General features: G+C 41.9%; 16 protein-coding genes. 12 read left to right on the top strand and 4 right to left on the bottom strand.

What is annotated here, in order from left to right; all coding sequences use genetic code 11:
• Both QWZ08_RS15305 and QWZ08_RS15300 read left to right on the top strand, forming a co-directional pair.
• Complete coding sequence (locus tag QWZ08_RS15305) at positions 1-1,272, top strand: metal-dependent hydrolase family protein (RefSeq protein WP_290338341.1); 1,272 nt, start codon at positions 1-3, stop codon at positions 1,270-1,272.
• A gap of 18 nt (positions 1,273-1,290) precedes the next feature.
• Complete coding sequence (locus QWZ08_RS15300) at positions 1,291-2,454, top strand: DmpA family aminopeptidase (protein WP_290338340.1); 1,164 nt, start codon at positions 1,291-1,293, stop codon at positions 2,452-2,454.
• Between the two features lie 105 nt (positions 2,455-2,559).
• Here the strand turns inward: QWZ08_RS15300 and QWZ08_RS15295 are convergent, their stop codons facing one another.
• Positions 2,560-4,932 (bottom strand): TonB-dependent receptor, encoded by a 2,373-nt coding sequence (locus tag QWZ08_RS15295; RefSeq protein WP_290338339.1) that lies wholly within the window; start codon positions 4,930-4,932, stop codon positions 2,560-2,562.
• A gap of 102 nt (positions 4,933-5,034) precedes the next feature.
• Positions 5,035-8,460, bottom strand: a complete 3,426-nt coding sequence (locus QWZ08_RS15290) for a ThuA domain-containing protein (protein WP_290338338.1) — start codon at positions 8,458-8,460, stop codon at positions 5,035-5,037.
• A gap of 700 nt (positions 8,461-9,160) precedes the next feature.
• Between QWZ08_RS15290 and QWZ08_RS28315 the strand changes: the two genes are divergently transcribed.
• The 10 genes from QWZ08_RS28315 to QWZ08_RS15240 all read left to right on the top strand — a co-directional run bounded on the left by QWZ08_RS28315 (position 9,161) and on the right by QWZ08_RS15240 (position 16,901).
• Entirely contained in the window at positions 9,161-10,102 is a 942-nt protein-coding gene (locus QWZ08_RS28315) for a fibrobacter succinogenes major paralogous domain-containing protein (RefSeq protein ID WP_290338337.1), read from the top strand.
• 95 nt (positions 10,103-10,197) lie between these two features.
• On the top strand, positions 10,198-10,866 hold the full coding sequence (locus QWZ08_RS15280) for a Crp/Fnr family transcriptional regulator (protein ID WP_290338335.1): 669 nt from the start codon (positions 10,198-10,200) through the stop codon (positions 10,864-10,866).
• Positions 10,867-11,040: 174 nt separating this feature from the next.
• Positions 11,041-11,640 (top strand): NAD(P)-binding domain-containing protein, encoded by a 600-nt coding sequence (locus QWZ08_RS15275; protein ID WP_290338333.1) that lies wholly within the window; start codon positions 11,041-11,043, stop codon positions 11,638-11,640.
• Positions 11,641-11,781: 141 nt separating this feature from the next.
• Entirely contained in the window at positions 11,782-12,354 is a 573-nt protein-coding gene (locus tag QWZ08_RS15270) for a YceI family protein (protein ID WP_290338332.1), read from the top strand.
• Positions 12,355-12,446: 92 nt separating this feature from the next.
• Positions 12,447-12,977 carry a YceI family protein gene (locus tag QWZ08_RS15265; protein WP_290338331.1) on the top strand — a complete coding sequence of 177 codons (531 nt, stop codon included), beginning with the start codon at positions 12,447-12,449 and terminating at the stop codon, positions 12,975-12,977.
• Between the two features lie 11 nt (positions 12,978-12,988).
• Positions 12,989-13,405, top strand: a complete 417-nt coding sequence (locus tag QWZ08_RS15260; protein ID WP_290338330.1) for a hypothetical protein — start codon at positions 12,989-12,991, stop codon at positions 13,403-13,405.
• A 112-nt stretch (positions 13,406-13,517) separates the two neighbouring features.
• Positions 13,518-14,108 (top strand): nitroreductase family protein, encoded by a 591-nt coding sequence (locus tag QWZ08_RS15255; RefSeq protein WP_290338328.1) that lies wholly within the window; start codon positions 13,518-13,520, stop codon positions 14,106-14,108.
• Positions 14,109-14,164: 56 nt separating this feature from the next.
• Complete coding sequence (ygiD, locus tag QWZ08_RS15250; protein ID WP_290338327.1) at positions 14,165-15,046, top strand: 4,5-DOPA-extradiol-dioxygenase; 882 nt, start codon at positions 14,165-14,167, stop codon at positions 15,044-15,046.
• Positions 15,047-15,383: 337 nt separating this feature from the next.
• The gene (locus QWZ08_RS15245) at positions 15,384-15,785 is read left to right on the top strand and encodes an iron chaperone (RefSeq protein WP_290338325.1); all 402 of its coding nucleotides are present in this window, start codon (positions 15,384-15,386) and stop codon (positions 15,783-15,785) included.
• 294 nt (positions 15,786-16,079) lie between these two features.
• Positions 16,080-16,901, top strand: a complete 822-nt coding sequence (locus QWZ08_RS15240; protein ID WP_290338324.1) for a glutaminyl-peptide cyclotransferase — start codon at positions 16,080-16,082, stop codon at positions 16,899-16,901.
• 7 nt (positions 16,902-16,908) lie between these two features.
• Here the strand turns inward: QWZ08_RS15240 and QWZ08_RS15235 are convergent, their stop codons facing one another.
• Both QWZ08_RS15235 and QWZ08_RS15230 read right to left on the bottom strand, forming a co-directional pair.
• Complete coding sequence (locus QWZ08_RS15235; protein ID WP_290338323.1) at positions 16,909-17,337, bottom strand: response regulator; 429 nt, start codon at positions 17,335-17,337, stop codon at positions 16,909-16,911.
• A 69-nt stretch (positions 17,338-17,406) separates the two neighbouring features.
• On the bottom strand, positions 17,407-22,128 hold the full coding sequence (locus tag QWZ08_RS15230) for a PAS domain S-box protein (protein ID WP_290338322.1): 4,722 nt from the start codon (positions 22,126-22,128) through the stop codon (positions 17,407-17,409).
• Positions 22,129-22,452: the final 324 nt, after the last annotated feature.

Genomic DNA, 22,452 nt, shown 5'->3' with positions numbered 1-22,452 from the left:
ATGAAAAGATTTATTACTGCAGGCCTGCTTATTTTATTGTACTGCCCTGTGATGGCACAAAAAACGGCGCTGCTTGCCAAAACATTGATAGACGGCACGGGCAAAGCAATCAGCAATCCGGCGATCGTTATTGAGAGCAATAAAATCATCGCCATCACTACCAAAGACAATATTCCGAAAGATGCAACGGTCATCAATCTTGGCGACTATACTTTGTTGCCCGGCCTCATTGATTTGCATGTACACCCCAATAACACGGAAGACGATTACCAAATACAGCACATGCGCAATTCTTCTGCTGCAAAGGCTTTGCTCGGTTTAAAAAATGTACAGGACCTGCTCTCTGCTGGATGGACAACGCTTCGGGTTGCCGGAGATGCCGATGTTGGTTATGCCAATATGGAAGTGCGCAATGCCATCAACAAAGGGCTTTTTACTGGTCCGCATATTTACGGCGCAGCACATTACCTGTCTGTCACCGGTGGCGGTGGCGACATCAATTTTATTTCTCCCGAACAAAAAATAACCGCAGACGGATTAATTGTGGATGGCCCGGAAGAAGTTAGAAAAGCAGTACGCAACGAAATTAAATACGGCAGCGACTGGATAAAATTACTGGTGACCGGTGCGTTTATGACGGTGGGTGACAACCCAAAAAATGTACACTTTAGTCCGGAAGAATTAAGGGCAGCAGTAGAAGAAGCGGCAAGGCGGGACGTTCCCGTGATGGCGCATGCGCATGCAACAGAAGGCATCAAGATGGCAGTAAAAGCAGGCGTACGAAGTATAGAGCATGGATCTTTTATTGATGAAGAAGCCATGGACCTGATGATTCAACATGGCACTTACCTCATCCCCACTTTTACAGTTGGATTGTATTTCCAGGAGAAACTGGCAGACAGCAAGGCTCTGGAAAAAGCGGTGGACCTGGGTAAAAAAACAAAAGAAGGCATGTACAACAACATGCGGCTGGCTATCAAAAAAGGGGTACGATTTGGGTTGGGTACCGATTATGTTGGCTGGCCTGCAACCTACTCTGCACGGGAGTTTGGCGAATATGTCCAACTCGGTATGACGCCCATGCAGGCGATTCTTTGTGCTACGAAAACCAATGCAGAAATTCTAAAAAAAGAAACGGAAATCGGATCTGTTGAAGTGGGCAAACTGGCAGACATCATCGCCGTAAAAGGCGACCCTTTAAAAGACATTACCGAATTGCAAAGAGTAAAATTTGTAATGATTGGTGGTAAGGTGGTGAAGAACGAAAAGTAAATTTTTAAATAAACAGAGATGAAAAATATTGTAACCGTTGTGTTTTTGTGTTTGCTGCAAGTCAGCACCCGTGCGCAGAAACCAAGAGCAAGAGATATCGGAATTCCCTTTGATGGCATACCGGGAAAGTACAATGCCATAACAGATGTAAAAGGTGTTGAAGTTGGTTACAGTACCATCATTTCCGGCAGCGGAAAAAATGTATTGGGCAAAGGCCCGGTCAGAACCGGCGTTACGGCCATTCTGCCAAGAGGTAAAAACAATAACCCGGTCTATGCCAACTGGTACACACTAAATGGCAATGGCGAAATGACCGGCACTACCTGGGTTACCGAGTCTGGCTTTTTAGAAACACCGGTGATGATCACCAATACCAACAGCGTGGGGGTTGTAAGAGATGCGGTGTTAAAATGGTTTGTAAACAAGCACTGGTATAAAGAAGATTTTTGGTACACCTACCCTGTGGTGGCCGAAACATATGATGGATTCCTGAATGATATTTATGGCTTCCATGTAAAAGAAAGCAATGCATGGGAAGCGCTGGACAGTGCAAAATCGGGCTATCTTAAAGAAGGCAATGTGGGTGGTGGTACCGGCATGATGTGCCTCGGATTTAAAGGTGGCACGGGTACCGCTTCAAGACTAGTAAAAATTAAAGACTCCAGCTATACGGTGGGTGTATTGGTGCAATCCAATTTCGGCAGAAAAAAATCACTGACCATTGCAGGTGTGCCGGTGGGAAAAGAGCTGATGGATACGTTGAACAATGAATTGAAATTACCACCCCAGCATTACAGGAAAGAAGGTGATGGCTCCATCATTGTAGTGGTTGCTACAGACGCTCCTTTATTACCTCACCAGCTAAAACGAATAGCACAAAGGGTTCCATTGGGTATCGGGATTGTGGGCGGCCGTGGCACCAATGGCTCCGGAGATATTTTTATCGCCTTCTCCACTGCCAATGCCAATGCATTTCAACGAAACGATTTTACAAAAGTGAATGAACTGCCCAATGATTTAATTAACCCGCTTTTTGAAGCAACGGTTCAGGCTGTCGAAGAAGCCATTATTAACGCCATGGTAGCAGCGGAAACCATGGAAGGGGTCAATGGCAACAAGTCCTATGCCCTGCCTCATCAACTGGTAATAGATTTATTGAAAAAATATAAACGGATCAAATAAATACAGATTGTCAACTTTGAGAAAATAGTTTAGTTAGTGCATGTATTATATAACAAAAAAGCCATCCAGGTAGGGACGGCTTTTTTGTTATCAGAATTACTTTTATCAGAATGTAGTTTTGAGCGTTACTCCATACGTTCCCGGATCTCCCAGGTGCACTGCCCCAAAATCATACGCGTATTCAATGTACTTTGTTTTGGTAATATTTCTTGCCCAGAAATATACTTCCAAATGTTTACTGCTAACTCCGGCCCGGGCATTCAAGCGCTGGTTGGAACCCTGGCGGATATTGTTGGCAAGGTCGAAATACTCTGTGCCGAGATAATACCATTCGCCACCGGCAATCAATTTAACCTGGTGCCTGGCACTTATAAGATATCCATATTGCAACGTGAAAACTGAAGTTACATCAGGTGTAAATATCTGGTGCTTTCCATCCAGGTTTACAACGTCCCCATTTGACGCTACTTTAAGCGATTTATATTTAGCGTTGGTGTAGCCAAGATTGTAGCCCAGCTGAAGCCCTTTTACCGGCGCAAACAACAGTTCCAATTCAGCTCCTTTACTGGTTAATTCACCGGTATTTTTTGTAACGGTGATGGCATCCGGCAGCACCAATGTAGGCACCTGTGCATTATTGATGTGGCTAAGGAACAAAGTAAAGTTTAACCTCAATCGCTGATCGAGCAACTCATTTTTAATACCCAATTCTATATTGTTACTGTACTCCGGTTGAAAAGGATATAAAGGGGGCTGGCTTGGGTCAGAAGATAATTGTGTAAGGCCGCCCGTTCTGAAACCGCGGCTGTAATTGGCAAACAGGTTACTGTTGTGTGCCACCTGGTATTGTAAACCGATTTTCGGTGAAATGGCATTGAAATTACGTGCTGCGGCAGTATCCGGCCTTGTCACAAAAGCATCACTTCCATCGGGTTGTCCCTCTCCTTTTACCTGCAGGTACTTGTGCTCATAATCGTATCGCAAACCGGCTACCAGCATCAGTTTGCTGGTTACGTTGTAATTGGCCTGGCCGAACAATGCAAAGCCCGTATTTTTTGCCGTTGAAGTGCTGATGGAAGCGAAATCAGGGGGTATATTGGGGTCTAACAACGCCGCATCTTTACCAAAATGAGTCGCTTGCTTATTAGGGTTGTTCTGGTGAAAGAAATAAGTGCCAGCCGTCCAGCTAAATTTAGATGATCTGTTGGTAGCAGAACTAAATTTCATTTCATGCGTAATCACTTTTACGTTGTTCCATTTATTGCCATAATCATTGATCACTGTTACTGCGTCCAAAGGAGAAAAATCTCCATCGAGTGGCGACTTGTAGTAACGATGATTGTTTTGCCATGCCAGTTGCGAACTGAAATTAATAGCAGTACCTGAATGGTTCACCGCCAGTGAAGCATTCAATGTATTATCAATCATTTTACCCACGGCATTTTGATTGAGCTGGTATGGATTTTTAAAAGCATCTTCCACACCATTTACCAAAGGAAAAGCCCCATCGTTTTTATTATTCTGATGCTTTACATTCAATGTAACGGCCCATCCTGAACCCGGCAAATATTTTAAATAATAATTGCCACTGGCTGATTGCTGTTTGTCAAATGAACTGTTGTTGAATTGATTGGTATAAAACCCGTTGCGGCTGCTAAAAACACCCGAAGCGCCAAAAAACAATTTGTCTTTTATCAACGGCGTACGAATGCCGGCGTTGTAGCGTTGCTGGTTGTAATTACCGATATTGATTTCTGCAAAACCGCTGGTAGTATTGGATGGTTGTTTGGTAATGATGTTGATTACCCCGCCCATGGCGTTTCTTCCGTACAGTGCGCCTTGTGGCCCGCGCAATACTTCTATCCTTTCTACGTCCGCCAATTGAGGAATATAAGTGTCAAGGCTAAACTGGTTAACACCATCAATATAAGTAGTTACGGCCGGGTCGTAGGAAGTAGTGGTGATGCCACGGATAGAAGTAACGTTTCTTCCATCGCCTGAATTACCCGATGCCAGGTTGGGTACAATTGCTGTTAAATCCTTGCTGTTCCATAACCTCAATTCTTCTATTCTGCGTGCAGAAATGGCCGAAATACTCACCGGTATTTTTTGCAATAATTCTTCTTTTTTTTCCGCTGTTACGGTTACCGTTTCCAATTGAAGCAATGCATTCTGCAATTGAAAACGCACAACGTTCTCCGTCTTGTCTTTTACTTCAACTTCGGTGGCGGTAGTTGCGTAGCCAACAGAAGACAACTCCACCGTATACCGTCCGGCAGGCAAATGCTGCACACTAAAATCACCTTCTTTATTGGTGACTGTCGTAACTGCCGTGTTCAATAAATGTACCGTAACATTTGGCACGGGTAACGAATGCGTATCAGTAATTTTTCCCTGCAACGTTTGTGCATGGCCGTTAACGACACATCCCGATAATATCATCGCACAAACAACTTTAATCAATCTTCTTTTTTTCATCTATATTTTATTTTTTAAAATGCGCTCTTCACTTTATTCTTTAATAATAAGATCAGCATCAACAATCAATGTGCTAATGCTGATCTTTTAAAACGGTGTTTATTAATTCGAAAACTGAACAGACATCATACCTGCCTGCAATTTTTCCTGCGGTTTATATACAATGTAAACGGTATGTTGTTTTCCATCGCTTACCGTTTCAATCGGTAGTTTAACAGTCGTCAGCTGCATACCTGCGCCTTTAACCGGTGGTATCGTGGTGCCGCCTTTGCTAATCACTTTTCCATCAGGAGCATCCAGTCTTATTTCAAAATCCAAATTCTTTTTAGGTGCGGCCTGCGAGCCACAGCCCAACTGAATAGTACGAACGCCTGTCAGATCAATATTCTCCAGCGCCACCCAACCTTCGGCAACAGGTAAAATCATCAGGTTATTACCACCGTATTTCATAGCAGTAAAACTTTTTGTTTTTTCCGTTCCGGTAAATGTAACCGTATTGCTGTTTAAGGCTACCGAATTGCTACCTGTTAACGCCTTGATGTTGTTGCCGCCTTTATCTGTATAGCTGGCAGATAAAACCATTACACTGTTAGGTTTGACGTTAGCCGGAGGAATAATTGTACCTGACTGAGGAAGCGATTTTTTTACCGCCGCCTTGTTGGAAAGCGACAGCACCCAGCTCACAATCTGATGGATATCTTCCTGTGCCAATGTTGGATGCGCAGCCATGGCCACCTGCCCCCAAACACCACTACCGCCTTTAATTATCTTCTGTGTCAGGTACGTCATTGCATTGGGATCTTTCGCGTATTTCTGTGATACCTCTACAAATGCCGGTCCCACTGATTTTTCGACTTCTTTATGACAGCTCTTACAATCCAGCGTCATCATCAAACTCTTACCACTAATGGTAGCCTGCCCCTGCTGATGCCCCATTGGCGAGCCGGCTTTATCAAAGCCTTCCACATAATCAACAGATACATACAGGTTGGCCAAATCAAATTTTGCCGTGTCGGTTTTATCGGCCACGCTTACTGCGTACTGCACTGGTAAACCCGGTAAGTAAAAAGATTTATTGCCACCAGTGATATCAATCGTTACAGTTGGCGTTTCATTGCCCGCATATACCCTTACTTCATTGCTTTTTGATGAAGCGCCTTTATCATCTTTAGCCTCTACGGTGATAATATAATCTCCTGCGGTTGTATAGGTGTAATCGAGCGTGGGCTCAGTTGTTTCTTTGGAGGTACCGTTGCCCAGGTTCCATTTATAGGTGATTTTATCTTTTTCGAGGTCTTTGGCATCAACCGCTATTTTAACAGCAAAAGGCAGCACGCCTGTACTCTTATCTGTTTTGATGGACGTAATTACAGGAGGTCTGTTACCACCATTAAAATCTATTCTTGCCAAACCGGCATCTACATTTTTAGTAAACCATCCATTGCCATATTCCAGTAAATACAGTTTACCATCGGGTCCAACTTCCATATCAATTAAAGAATTCACTTTTAAAGAAGGAAAGAAAGGCTCCATTTTATCAAAGTCGCCATTGGGCTGCATTGTGACTGCTTTTATCCAGCCACGTATCCAATCGTAAATAAACAATTTGCCATTGTAGTAATCCGGTAAACGGGTTTCTTTTGGAAACATGTCGGTGTAATATACCGGTCCTGCCATAGCGTTTCTGCCGCCAGTACCAACCTGTGGAAAATCAGGTGACGCTGCATATGGATACCAGATAAATGCTGGTTGTGCCGGCGGCAATTCTGTTAAACCGGTATTGTGTTTTGAATTGTTGATAGGATGTGCCGGGTCATACAGATCGCCGCTTTTTCCGGTGCCATAATCAAACTGGCGGTAAGGATAATTGTTGCCAACAAATAACGGCCAGCCGAAGAACCCTGCTTTACGTGCCTGGTTCACTTCGTCATAGCCACGCGGGCCACGGGTTGCCATGCTGTCATTATTGGCATCGGGCCCAACTTCGCCCCAATACAAATTGCTGTTCTTTTGATCTACTGTTATTCTGTATGGATTACGGTCGCCCATTACATAAATTTCAGGCCTTGTTTTAGCTGTGCCTTTTGGAAACAGGTTGCCGTCAGGTATTTCATAGGTACCATCATCCTTCACCCGGATACGCATAATTTTTCCGCGAAGATCATTGGTGTTTCCGCTGGATCTTCTTGCATCGTATTGCTGGTTGGGAGAAAAATCATTTAAGGGAGCGAACCCGCTGTTTACATATTTCGCTTTCGGTTCGTCGAATGGTGTTGAGTTATCACCGGCAGAAAAGTACAACAATTTATCAGGGCCAAACGCAATGGAACCACCGGTATGGCAGCAAATTTCCCGTTGGGATTTTACCTCCAGGATTGTTTTTTCAGATTTATTATCAATCGTATCATTCTTAAAAGTGAACCTTGATAAGCGGTTTACTGAACTATCAATCGGGCTGTAATAAATATATATCCAGTTGTTTTTAGCAAAGTCAGGATCTTTTGCAAGGCCTAGTACACCTTCTTCCGCATTCACGCCCGGCGTCGATGTTTTGAAGTATGCATTTAAAAAACCCACCTGCTTTACTTTTTTGGTATCGCTTTTATACAACATGATTTCGCCGCGGCGCTGTGTAACCAGGATATCCAGGTTTGGCAGAATGGTCATTTCAGTTGGCTCATAAAACTCCCCCTGGGAAAGCTGTGTTTTTGTAAAACGATTGTCTTCCGGAGGTGCCTGGGTTTTTACTTTTGAGTAATCCAACGCCTTATTTTCACCGATGGCATATTCAATACCTCCCAGGATATGCTGCAGGTATGCCTCTTCGGTAAAGGATTCTTTGGTATGGCCTAATGCGGTATAAAACGCACGTCCGCCATCATAATCATGGTACCACGACATAGGATGATTGTCACCATTCTCGCCACCATGATATGATTTTTCATCAATAGTTAAGAGTATCTTGGTTTCCTTGCTGAGCTTTTTATAACTGTAGAATTCATCTGTTCTTTTCCACTGTGCCGGTAAATGTTTGGTAGCGATATTTTCCTTGTCTACCACGTTTAAAATACCAGGCTGCACGTTTGGAAAAGTATCATGTATACCGGGGTGACTCAAAAAGTAGCCTCCAACCAATCTTCCATACCAACCCCAGTCGTATTCACAATCTGCAGCGGCGTGTATACCCACGTAGCCACCCCCGGCTTGTATATATCTCTCAAAAGCGGCCTCCTGTAAATAATCCAGCACATCTCCGGTGGTGCTTAAAAAAACTACGGCTGAATAATTTTTTAAACTGTCTTCATTAAACATGCCGGCATTGGTGGTGGTGTCGACATCAAAATTGTGCAAACCTCCCAGTTTCTGTATCGCCGTATTGCCATCAGCAATAGACTCATGATGATAGCCGGCAGTTTTGCTGAACACCAGGATTTTTGCTTTGCCTCTTTCTTTTTTGGAACAGGAAAAAGTTGTTATAAGAATTGCTAACAATAAAAAATACTTCACAATGGCAAGTGAACGGTTCATGTTGATTTTAGTTTAAGTATTAAAAGGTTTTACAAATCGTTGAATTTTATTAAAATCGGTGATGGCATTTGGATGTGTCACATTGGTTATTTTAACCGGCAGACAGACCATCCTTTATGCGTTTGCGAATATAGCAATACTGTTGCTGTTTACACTTTTAAAACAGCGGTAAATTTAATTTGTCAATAATTTCATTGTGTTGAACTGACACATTATAATAAAAAGTGCTTTTCCAAGTTTCAAATTTGGGGAAACTAATTAGTCTGCGGGTGCTATACCAATTACGGAAAATGGGTGGTGATTGTGACTGACCAAAGTAATTTCCACCGAGGCTATTTAAACATTTATGGCTAAACTAAAATGCAAAAAAACAGTAATAACAGTGATCGAATTCCCGTATTAAATGGATACAGCAATCAGGTTGCGGGCATAACAACTACTAAACAGTAGTGAAAATTCCCCACTTTAAGATATGTTCGAATATTTTATTTGTCCTATTTAACAATATTCCTACTCTGGGATTTTTCGAAAAACTCCCTGCTGGCAAAGGTTTCAGACCTTGTGGCTTTTTGAAAGCACATAAATAACAAATTTGGCACGCACTTGTTGTAATAATGACTTATATTATACGTTTGACTTACAAAAACTAAGATTAAGCGGAACTACATCCTCTACATAATCACCACTTTAACTGAAACACATGAAAAAAATTCACCTCCGCAGCCTTATCAGCGCATCACTTTGTGTAATTCTGCTGGTAAACTGCAAAAAAGAAAAGAGTACACCTGCTGTAACGCTCCCGGTACTAACTACAGATTCTGTCACAAATGTTGGTTTTGATGTGGCGAAAGTTCACAACAATATCACCACAGATGGTGGCAGTACTATTACAGCAAGGGGGGTGTGCTGGAGTACAAGCCCAGCTCCTACCGTAAATAACAGCATTACAACTGATGGTTCGGGAACAGGAAGTTTCATTAGTTCAGTAACCGGTCTTAGTAATAATACAAAGTATTACCTAAGGAGTTATTCAACTAACAGCATGGGTACCGCCTATGGAAATGAACTTAGTTTTACCACTGCGGTTCCGGGAAATAAAATTGATACCGTAGCATGGATGTTACACAATCTTGATGTGACTACATATAGCAATGGTGACACCATCCCACAAGTTACAGACCCAGCTGTATGGAGTAGCCTTACAACAGGTGCATGGTGTTATTATAATAACGATTCTACCAATAACACTTCATATGGTAAGCTTTATAATTGGTATGCTGTGAATGATCCCCGGGGTTTGGCCCCTGCAGGATGGCACATTGCGTCGAAAGATGATTGGTCTGCAATGGTAAATTCGTTGGGCGGAGATCCTGAAGCTGGCGGCAAACTAAAATCGATGGACTTATGGCTTAGCCCCAATACCGGTGCAACCAATATTACAAGTTTTAACGGAACACCAGCGGGGTATCGCTCAGAATTCGGTGGTTACGCTTTATTAGGGGCTAACACTTTTTGGTGGACATCAAAAGAACACAATGCAACTACAGGTGTTGAAAGAAGTCTGGGATATGATTACAATGATTGCTATATGTTTTACTACGATAAACGTTGCGGCATGTCAGTACGATGCCTTAGAAATTAACTGCTAAGTTATTGGTCACATGTTGATCGGCCTTGGCAAATACATTTTACCTGATCTCCATATTTTTTTCGCTGAATTAAATAGCGGTTGCTCGTATGAAACAGCTACCGCTATTTTTATTTGAGCGCTGCCGCATCACCCTCCGACTCAACCTTGCCAAACTTTGTTTATTTTTGTCGGGTATGTATGAGGTATTTTTTAAAAAAATCAACGAAGTAATTCACCTGACTGCCGATGAAGAGGCTATTTTCAAGAACTACCTTAAGCCAAAGAAACTAAGAAAGAAACAGTTTATTTTACAGGAAGGCGATGTATGCAAATACAGCATTTTTGTAGAAAAAGGTTTATTAAGATCGTATTCTGTAAATGAGAAAGGTAATGACCAGGTGGTACAATTTGCGCTGGAGGGTTGGTGGATTGCAGACCTCTACAGTTTTATTACAGGAGAGCCTTCAAGGTATAATATTGATGCACTGGAAGACTGTGAATTGTTGTTGATAAATAATGATGGGCTAAAAGAAGTGAGAAGGCAGATTCCTAAATTTCTTGAATTTTCTTTTTTGCAAATGCAGAATGCGTACATCGCACTTGAGAGAAGATGGTCGCATATGGTAACACTTTCAACCGAGGAACGGTACAATAAACTGCTGGATAAATATCCTGACATTGTTCAAAGAGTGCCCCAACACATGATTGCTTCGTACCTGGGTCTCACACCCGAAACGTTGAGCCGTGCAAAAAAGCAAATGACACTTCCAAAGTAATTTCTTCTTTTATTTCGACACCATTGATATTTATCAACGGTATTTCTTGTCTAATCTCAATACCTGTTGGTGTAGCCTGGATTAATTTTGCGCTATCAATCGCCGCGTTATTGCTATCGGGCGCAATACTCAATCAACGCCTGAAAAAGTAACGGCCACTGAAATACATCAGCTATGCATATAAAAGAAACAATCGCACTCATCGGTACTGGAAAAAATGGCAGGCTTGCAGCGGTTTCGTTGCTGGCATGCAGATATCAGCTATTGCTGTGTGATAAAAATATTATACAAGCCCGGGAGTTGGCGCAGGAGTTAAATAACACTGCCTGTGACTGCGTAGCAGAAGCAATGGAATGCTCCTTTAACTGCGCCTGGGAAGCCGATATAATTATATTGACGCCAGACTTAGAGGAACAACTGGAAGTTGCCGGGTATATTAAAGCCGTCGCAAATCAAAAGTTACTAATCAGTGTTTATGATGACGGTAATAGCAACTCCGGTGACAAAGGTATTTCTTCAACTCAGCAAATTGATTTGATCAGGGACATACTTCCTAACACAAAAATAGCTTTAATAAAATTTGCCACTGCACGCTGCGACAAAGGTCTTAAAACAAATGCTATTGAAAATATTGAGATTTACAGCAGAGAGCAAAATACGCTTGATACAGTTGCCGGAATATTTAAAAATTCCGGTGTTGAAAATGTAAAAAAAGAATTGCTTTCATTAACGCCCAACATGTTACAACCTGGAAGCAGTGATCCAAAATGTTAAAGCAATTTAACTAAATCTGTTGATTTTTATCAACACTATTTCTTGCTTATCCTCAATAAAAAAAAGTAATCCGCTTAATAGCTTTGCAGTATCAAAAATCATCAACAGTAAAATTCTAATTAAAAAAAACAAAAACACAACATGAAAAAATTAAGCATTCTTTTGGTAGCTGCAGTAGCAGTCTTTTCTTCTTTTAAAGCCATTGAAACATGGAAACAGGATAAAGCGCATTCCCGCCTTGGATTTTCCGTTACTCACCTGGGCATCTCCGAACAAACAGGTTTTATTAAAGATTTTGATGTAACGATTAAAGCAGAAAAAGCGGATTTTAGTGATGCAGTAATAGAGCTAAAAGCAGACATCGCTACTATTAATACTGGCATGGACATGAGAGACAACCATTTGAAAAGCCCTGATTTTTTCGACGCAGCTAAATTTCCAACACTTACTTTTATCAGCACAGGCATCACCGGTGCGGGGGCAAACAAATATAAACTGACAGGTAACCTAACCCTGCATGGCATTACCAAACCTGTTACCCTGGATCTTCTGTACAAAGGCACAACTACCAACCCAATGTCCAAAGCAGCAACCAGTGGCTTCCAGGTAACCGGTGTTATCAAGCGTACAGATTTCGGTGTTGGAACTAATTTTCCTACCGCTGTTGTAAGCGACGAAGTAGCAATCAAGGCAGACGGCGAATTCAGCAAATAACTTATCAGCAAACAAGGGCTGGTGCTTTTGTCAGCCCCTGTTTTTAACATTAAGGCACTGCCGGGAGCCTGGCAGTTCTAAAAAAAAATTGTATGAAAAAAATATTCATTGGCTTTTCCGCAACGATAATACTGGCAGCAATGTTTGCTTTCACAACAGTAACAAGCTGGAAAATTGCAGATGGCTACAGCATCGTATTTGCTACCAACGGGGTAAGCGGCATTTTTAAAAATATAAGCGGCAATATTTTATTTGATGATCAAAGCCTTGCTGCTTCAAAATTTGATATTGCTATTGATATTAATACTATCAACACGGGTAACGGCATGCAAAATAAACATGCAAAAAGCGCAGAATGGTTTGATGCTGCAAAGTATCCTGCCATCAAATTCACTTCTACTAAAATTGTAAAAGCCGGGGCCGGCTACGCTGCTACTGGTTTGTTGCAGGCACATGGCATCAGCAAAGAAGTGAGTTTACCTTTTACCTTTAAAAAAACAACCACGGGTGCCTTGTTTGAAGGAAATTTTAACATCAACAGGAATGACTTTAAAATAGGTGCCGCAGGCGGAGAAGTTGGTGATGTGATTAAAGTAACAGTATCCCTGCCGGTTATAAAATAAACTAAAATAAAATGTATAAAAAATTATTACTACTGGGTGCTGTGTCTGGCTTGTTGTCGGCTATTGCATCCATCATCTATCAAAAAGTATATGCCGCTTCGCTTGGTGAAAATTTTGCCCTCATTGTAAAACCGTTCAATATTATTGTAATAAATATTATCAGCGGCCTAATAGCTGGCACAGGTTTTTGGCTCCTGAATAAATGGCTGAGGAATAATACAGAAATTGTTTTTAACCTGCTGTTTGCAGTGTTATCTTTTGCAAGCATAGTTCCTGCATTCGGGTTCCGTTTACCCGTAACCATCGAAACACCTGAGCTTTTCCCCGGCCTGGTTGTGCCCATGCACTTTTTTCCGGCGCTGGCATGGTTAACACTCAAACCTCTTTTTGTTAAGACCTATCAACCCTACCAGAAGGTATTTGCTTAGCAGTCCTTGCTTTTTTCAACCTTGTGATTTGTTTGTTGTTGTATACACAACATTAAAGCCTGCAAACGCCGGAGATATTTTATCGAACAAAATTTTTAAAAAAATATAATGCATGAAACATCTTAAAACAGCTCTAACCCATTACCCTGTAGCAGACAGTATTAAAAACAGGTGGAGCCCGAGAAGCTTTTCAGGCGAACCCATAACAAACGATAACCTTAATACGATCCTGGAAGCTGCTACCTGGTCTTTCAGTGCTATTAATGAACAGCCATGGCGGTATGTAGCGGCACAGAAAGGTACCCCGTTATTTGACCAGCTTTTTGATACCCTTGCAGCGGGAAACAAACCGTGGAACAAACAAGCGTCTGCTTTTGTGGTAAGCCTTGCAAAAACAACTTTTGCCGATGGTATTACGCCAAACGGCAGCGCACAGCATGATGTAGGTGCTGCCAATATGTTGTTAACCCTGCAGGCCAATAGCATGGATATCTATACACATCTGATGGGTGGCTTCGACAGAGCGAAGGTGGCCGCATTATTACAATTGGAAGCCGATATTGTACCGGTTGTAATCATCGCATTAGGCTACGCGGATGAAGCAGAAAAACTAGAGGAGCCTTTTAAAACAAGGGAACTGACGCCCAGGATCCGTAAACCGTTGAGTGAAATTATCCGGCAAACAGCGCACGGTAAAAACTAAAAATTGTTGCGTATTCTTGTAAGCCATCACAGTAAAACAGCCTGGCTGCAACAGTTATGAACAGAAAAAAATTTATACATTCAATTATAACAGGAGGATTTATTATGCCCGGGTTATCAACATTTAATAAGTTTACCAGTGATTTAAAAGAACAGGCCCACCGCATGCCGGTGCTTTTTATCGGTCATGGTTCACCCATGAATGGCATAGAGGACAATGAATTCAGCCAGCGTTGGACTAAGATGGCCAAAGAGATCCCTACTCCATCGGCTGTTCTGGTAGTATCCGCACATTGGTTTACAAAAGGCACCCGTATCACGGCAATGGATTTCCCTAAAACAATTCACGATTTTGGAGGTTTTCCCAAAGCCTTATTTGATGTACAATATCCTGCCCCCGGGAACCCGTCTTTGGCCCTGGAAACCGCCACATTGATTCATACAACACCCGTTTTGCAGGATCACGACTGGGGTTTGGATCATGGCACCTGGACCATCGTTCGGCACATGTATCCCGCAGCCAACATCCCTGTTTTACAATTAAGCATTGATTATTCAAAAGGTGCCCGGTACCACTACGACCTTGCGAAAGAACTATACAGCCTGCGCAAAAAAGGCGTACTGATTATTGGCAGCGGCAACATGGTGCACAACCTGGGTATGGTAGCGTGGGATAAAATAGACGGCCCTGCCTATGGATACGACTGGGCCTTGCAACTGAATGAAAAATTTAAAGACCTGATATCATCGGGCGATTTTAACCCCCTGATTAATTATGAAAGTTTGGGTAAAGAAGGCCGGTTGGCAATACCAACTCCTGAACATTATTTGCCGCTGCTATATACCCTTGGATTGAAAGGCGAAAATGATAACACCGATTTTTTTAATGATAAAGCTGTAGCAGGTTCATTAACGATGACATCTGTTAAGCTGGGTTAAGTCTCACTTAATTTAGTTCACATAACTTACTTCAGGGAAGTTATAAAACATTAATCGCCGACAGTTACTTCAAATGATGTTGGTTGTGCTGATAACACAGGTGCCGAAAATTTTGTTTTGGAATTTACCATTTTGCGCCACTCCGGAATTTACACACATTATTTTCTGCTGAACAAAATCATATTGCGTTGATTATTTCATACGGGTTTATTCTCAGCAGTTGCAACCTTGGAATATTTTTTTGTATGGCACTATATACATGATAAACGGCGCATGCCTGCATATGGAACACAGTAAATTGCAATACGGATAGACTATGGTCTTAAACTGCTGCAATATGAAGACAGTAACCGCCAAACAACACGGCATTGATGATTATATAACTGGCTTTCCAGAAAGAATACAACGATTGCTAAAACTGTTCCGTTCTGCTATTATAAGTGCAGCGCCGGAAGCAGAGGAAGTAATCAGCTACCAGATGCCCGCCTTCAAATATCATGGTATGCTTGTCTATTTTTCAGCTCACCGCAGTCATATTGGCTTATATCCTTCCGGATCGTGCATTGCACATTTTAAGGAAGAACTCTCCATGTATGCTACTTCAAAAGGCGCCATTCTGTTTCCGATGGATCAGCCGCCTCCGCTGGAGTTGATAAAAAAGATCGTGAGTTTTTGTGTACAGGAAAATGCGCAGAGAGCCGCTGAGAAAGTCAAAGTAACCAAATACAAACTTCAGTAATAACAGACTGCAACCAACAACAAGTCCGGGAACCTGCCAGCAGATAATTCGTTTTTCACAGGCCGGGCAAACAAAAGCAACTTCCCTTTCGGCCTGCAACTATTATCTAAGATGAATTAACGGTAGTAACGAAGCATGTTATAACTGATTACCCGGTACAGGACAATGAATCAATTTTACTGCATTTTCGCCGGATGGCAGACAAGTGTGCAGATCTTTCCTTTTTACTGTTGATATTTGCATCACAATTAGTTGGCGTAAAGCGTACCTGTGGTTTAAAAAATACTTTCAATCATGACCAAAAAATGGATCCCCTTAATCTGTTGCATTTGTTTACTAGCCGCCTGCACCGGCAACAATAAAGAGGTTGATCAGGATGCAGGAGTAACAATGGCTGTAACACCACAGCTGAGTTACACGCTTGTGAGTATATATCCGCACGATACATCCGCCTATACGGAAGGCCTTTTAATAAACGAGGGCAAATTGTATGAAAGCACGGGTTATACAGATGAGCTGCCGCAAACCAGGTCATTATTTGGTGTAGTCAATTTAAAAACCGGCAGGATTGAACCAAAAGTGCAATTGGATACCAGCAAATATTTTGGAGAAGGTATTGTTTTTTTGCACGATCAATGGTACCAGCTTACCTACCGCACTAAAATTGGGTTTGTGTACGCAGCCAATACTTTTAAGCAGGTTAAAACATTTGTTTTACCAGTTAAGGAGGGTTGGGGTATGACGACTGACAGTACCCTGCTCATCATGAGCGAAGGAACCAATATTATAACTTACGTTGACCCGTTTAAGCTTACTGTTGTAAGAAAAATTAGCGTAGAAGATGAAACAGGTCCGGTTCTGAATATCAATGAACTGGAATACATCCGGGGCTTTATTTATGCCAACATTTATGGCACCAGCTTTATCATAAAAATTAATCCTGCCAATGGTAAAGTGATGGGAAAAACTGATTTCACGTTATTAAAGAGCCAGCAACGAAATGCGTTTGCCGGCGCCAAAGAAATGAATGGTATCGCCTACAATCCGTTAACCGGGAAAATTTTTGTTACAGGCAAAATGTGGCCTAACCTGTTTGAAATAGAATTGAATCAGTAAGACAGGGTTATGCCGAATGGTTAATTTTATCTATCCAATACTGAACTGTACCCGCAACTGCATTTAAAAATTCAGAAAGATCGGAAGGCTTTGTGATGAATCCACTGGCATTGTTCGCATATGCCATATCAATATCATTTTGTGATGAAGAGGTAGTAAGCATTACTACCGGTATGTGATTCAGGCTTTCATTTTTTTTCATAAAAGCCAGCACTTCATGTCCGTTTTTTTTGGGCAGGTTGATATCAAGCAATGTAAGATCAGGCATTTCTCTATCGGCAAATCCATTGGCTTTGCTTAAAAAATCGATCGCTTCTTTTCCGTCCGAAGCTATACTCAATTTAAAATCTATGGCTGCGTTTTCAAGCGCCACCCGGGTCAGCAGAATATCTCCTTCATTGTCTTCAACAAGTAAAATGTGTATAGTTTTTAGCATGCTGTTTTATTTACCAGGCCTGTAAGGGTTTATATACAATATACGCAGCAACAAACAAACTTGAGTAATTTATTTTTTAATGGTAAAATAAAATGTTGTTCCTTTTCCCGGTACAGATTCCAGCCAGATTCTGCCGCCGAGGTTTTCAATAATTTTTTTGGATATGGCCAGGCCAATACCGGTGCCGGAAAATTCGTTCTGGTTGTGCAGGCGTTGAAAAATAATAAATATTTTACCAAAGTATTCCGGTTCAATACCTATGCCGTTATCTGCAATGGAAAACTGCCAATAGCCGGGCGTTTCTTCAGCGGATATTTTTATTTGCGGTACAATTCCTTTTTTTATATACTTTACAGAATTACCCAACAGGTTTTGAAATACCTGCATTATCGGTGACCGGTAGGCGTATAAAACGGGCAGCTCGCCAACTTCAACAACGGCTTTATTCTCATCTACCTGCTTTTGCAATAATTGTAAAATTTCAGCTACCAATAAATTCAGATCAAGCAATTCCAGGCTATCTTCCGACCGGCCAACCCTTGATATTTCCAGTAAATCCAGAATTATCTGGCGCATTCTTTTAGCACCGTCCACCGCGAAGTGAATATAATTTCTACCCTTATCATCAATGTGTTCGCCATAGTTAAGTTCCAGCAGTGTAAGGAAACTTGTCACCATCCGTAAAGGCTCCTGTAAATCGTGAGACGCAACATAAGCAAACTGTTCAAGCTCTGCATTTGAATCAGCCAGGGCTTTCGCCTGTTCATACAGGTCATCATTTAATTTTTTTAAATGTAGTTCATTTTCTTTCACGCTGGTAATATCCTGCGTGGCGCCGATCATACGAACGGCGTTGCCGTCCTCATCCCGTATAATATATCCCTTGTCATATACATAAGCATATTCTCTGTTTGCTTTCAACAAACGGTATTCTTCGGCCCAATAAAAAATACCAGGATTCTGAAAAGCTGCCACCATGGATATCCTCACAGCAGCAAGATCATCCGGATGAATCAATATTGAATATTCCGGATCGGTTTGAACACTGTCTGCGGCATCATAACCAAATAAATTTCTGAACCCATCGCCTGTACGGGTGATTTCGCCTGTAAGAATATTTAAGTCCCAAATCGAATCATTGGTGGCTTTTGCTACCAGGTTGTATCTTTCGTTGCTCACCCGTATTGACTCTTCCGCTTTTCTTTGATCTGTTAAGTCCAATCCAATACCCAGCAAACAGTCCCTGCCTTCATAATTTATTTTAAGCGAATTAATAAAGAACGGGATGGTTGTTTTATCCTTTTTAAGAAGTTCAATTTCTACACCCGGAATACGTTTTTCAAAAACGGTTTTAATTCTTGCCGCTATTTTTCCCTTCTGATTGTCATCATAAAAATTCAGTGGGTGCATATTTTTTATTTCTTCGCCGCTGTATCCTGTAACACTTTCAAAATTGTTGTTCCATCTAATAAAATTGCCTTCAGCATCGTAGAGGTAAAATATGCCGGGTAAATTATTAATCAAGGTATCGCTTAAATTTTTCTCTCTTAAAATTGATTCTTCCGCCGTTCTGTGTTCAGTAACATCTGTAACGGTTCCCACATAACCTATTACTTTTCCTGCTGCATTTTTTTCGGGAATTGCCTGGCCCATTACCCAGGTAATTGATCCAGCCGGACGTACAAAACGGTATTCTGACTGGGATTGCTGGTGCGCCAATACTTCTTTATTCCAACCGGCTTTTAATTGTTCACGATCTTCCGGATGCACGGCGGACAACCAGCCACTGCCCAGCGCCTGCTCAAACGAAAGCCCTGACATATTGCACCAGCAGGGGTTAACGTACGTGGTGCTGCCAAAAGCATCGGTATGAAAAATTCCAACCGGGGAAGTTTCGGTCAGCGTCTGGTACCGCTGTTCACTTTCTGCAACTGCAGCTTCCGCCTTTTGCCTGGCAGTTTCTTTTTCAAAATTGTCCAGCGCAAATGAAACGTCTGTCGCAGCTTCTGTCAGCAAGGCAATTTCTTCCGCATCAAAAAAATTCTTTTCACCGGAATATAAATTAAAAACGCCTACTGTCTTATTCAATTTCCTGATCGGTATTCCAATGGATGAAGAGTACCCCCTGTTGATTGCCGCATCCCGCCATAGCAGCATTTGCGGATCATTTTCGATATCATTACAAACTATAAAACGATCTTCCCTGACGGCACGCCCCGCCGGCCCCCGGCCTTGCGGTATATCACCGGCAGAAATTTCTTTAATTGTTGACAGATACTCCTGTTCATCACCCACCTGTGCAACGGGAATTATTTTGTCACTCAACTCATCTTTCAAACCAATCCATGCCATCTTAAACCTGCCACATTCAACTGCTATTTTACATGCTTCCTTAAAGAGTGCAGTTTCGGTAGTGGTACGAACAATCATTTGATTAATCTGGCTGATAAAAAGATACAGCCTGCTCGCCTTTAAAATCTTCTTTTCGGCATCCTTCCTTTCCGTAATGTCAGTAATAATTCCGTGCCATACGGTGCTGCCATCAGGCTGCGCTACCGGCATCGAATTGCCGAGCAACCAAACCAAGCCCTTGGTGGGGTGATTGTAACGAAATTCTTTTCGCCACGGCGTTAAGTTTTTGGCAGAAAGCAAAATATCATGGTAATGTGGTTCTTTATCATCCTGGTGCCAGCGCTGCAACACAACGTCTTCATTTTTTAACACCTCTTCTTTTGAAAAACCCCATATGTTAATTGAGTGCTCACTTACATAAGGCAGGCCCAGGTGTCCATCCGGGTGTAATTGAAAAGAACAAATTAACCCTGGTGCTGTAGCGGTGATGATGGCAAATTTGTCTCTTTCTTCTTTCAATATGTTTTCAGCCAATTTGCGTTCGGTCACATCATTTAGGTTACTCACGATGCCCTCAATAGCCGGATCATTCAGCAGGTTAATCATTACACCTTCCAGCCATACATGATGCCCCAGGTTATGTTTTATCCTGAAAGAAACTTGTACCGTTACGCCAGGCGCAGACAATATATTTGTTATATTTTGGTCAAAGATTTTCTGATCTTCCGGATGTACCAGTGCCCGGAGTGATATTTTATCAAAATCATTGTCCGTCCAACCGGTAATACGAAAAGCAGATGAACTGCGAAAAACAATTTTTAAATTTTTATCCAGCAGGGAGATAATACCATCATTATTTTCTACCAGGGCACGAAAACGGTTTTCACTTTCAAGCAATTTCTCTTTGGCCCTGTTCCTTTCTGTAACGTCTCTTAAGTTAGTTATCAATCCACCTATCAGCGGATCATGAAGCTTGTTGTCAATAACACCTTCCAGCTGAATGTAATGGCCATTTTTATGCCGTACCCTGAAGGAAACCTGCTGAGGCGTTGCCGGGTTTTCAAGCGCCGACTGCATGACGCGTTCTACACCACTGACATCTTCCGGATGAATATAATCCCGTGACTGAACTGCTTCAAACTCCTTGTTAGTCCACCCTGTTACTTTTACTGCCGAAGCACTGCGGTAAACAGTTACCATATTTTCATCTATCAGGGAAATGATACTTTCGTTATTTTCCACCAACGCTTTGAACAGTTTTTCACGCCGGATAAGCTGCTCTTCCGCCTGTATCTTTTCTGTAACATCTTTGGCAAAACCTTGTATAACCGGCGGATTTGTTCCGTTTCGTTTTAATGAATTCCTGAATTTCCAGATACGGTGTTCACCAGCCTTCGTCTGCACATGAATAAGGCTGCCTGCCGTACCATGTTCCAACATGTATTGGAAGTATTCGCCAAATTTTTCTTTTGATTCCGGCAACAGGATATCTTTAATATTCATCTTAAGCAGCTCTCCGACCTCATAGCCAAGGTTGTGTTTAGCAGCCAGGTTAACAAAAGAAATATTTCCGTCGAGATCATGCGTGCAAAGGATATCCGTAATGTTTTCTACAATGCTCCTGAATTTTTCTTCATTTTCTTTTGACTCTTCTTCCGCTTCCACCCTTTCAGTAACATCTCTGAAATTGTACACAATTGCCTGTACGTTTTCATCATTCAGCAAATTGTTGATTATTCCTTCCATCCAAACATACCCTTTGTTCTTATGCAAAAAACGGGTCAGGGATTTAATTGGTTTGCCCGGACAACTCAAACATTCCATATAATCAGCATTTGCCTGTGCTATATCGTCCGGATGAATCAATTTTTCCGGTTCGGCATGTTGTATTTCCTCATCAGTCCATCCTGTAAGCCTGTAACCGGAAGGACTGCGATAAATGGTTTTGAAAGATGCATCCAGCAATGTCACGGAGTCATAGTTGTTCTCTATAATGGAACGGAAACGTTTCTCGTTTTGCCTGATTTTTATTTCTGTCGCCGCTTTTTCCTTTTGAAATTGCTTCAGCCGCAAAGCCGCGTCAATGGCTGCGGGCAATCTTGCCAGCCTGTCTTTTAACAGGTAATCATCTGCACCTGCTTTAATAATTCCTGCGGCAAATTCTTCCGATACGGTGCCCGTAACCAGTATAAATGGAATGGGCATATCGTTTTCCTGCAAAAGCTGCAGCGCTTCTGCAGCATTAAATTGTGGCAAAGAGTTATCAGACAGAATTACGTCAGGGTTAAATCGTTGTAACGCCAACACATACTCCGCCCGGTCGGCTACTTCTAAAAATTCGTATGTATGGCTGGCATTTTTTAGCAGCAGGCGCCTGATTATTTCGGCATCGGCTTTGCTGTCTTCCAGTATCAATATTTTCAGGGGTATTGAAATCATAGAGCTGCCGGAGATTGATTTACTAAAAGCCAATAAAAGCCAGGGTTGCTGACAGGCTCAGCAGCCCTATGAGAACCTGTATCGTTATCAGTAATAGAGGCGGCTGGGTATAATATCTCCTGATATTGTACAATCAGGGCTGATGTTCTGTTTGCTTTGCCCGTTTTGCTGTGCCAATACCATAGCCTACCACAAAAAATCAGCAATGCAAATAACATACCCGCGAATACACATTTATTTATAGATAGCCTTAACCTCATAAGCAACCAAAAGATTTTGGAACAGGATGGCGGTGTATATGTCCAAAAGAACATGTTACCAATA

It is taken from the genome of Ferruginibacter paludis (assembly GCF_030409685.1).
GTDB classification, from domain to species: domain Bacteria; phylum Bacteroidota; class Bacteroidia; order Chitinophagales; family Chitinophagaceae; genus Ferruginibacter; species Ferruginibacter paludis.
The sequence above is the reverse complement of the archived record's forward strand: the minus strand, read 5'-3'. Positions and strand labels throughout refer to the sequence as shown.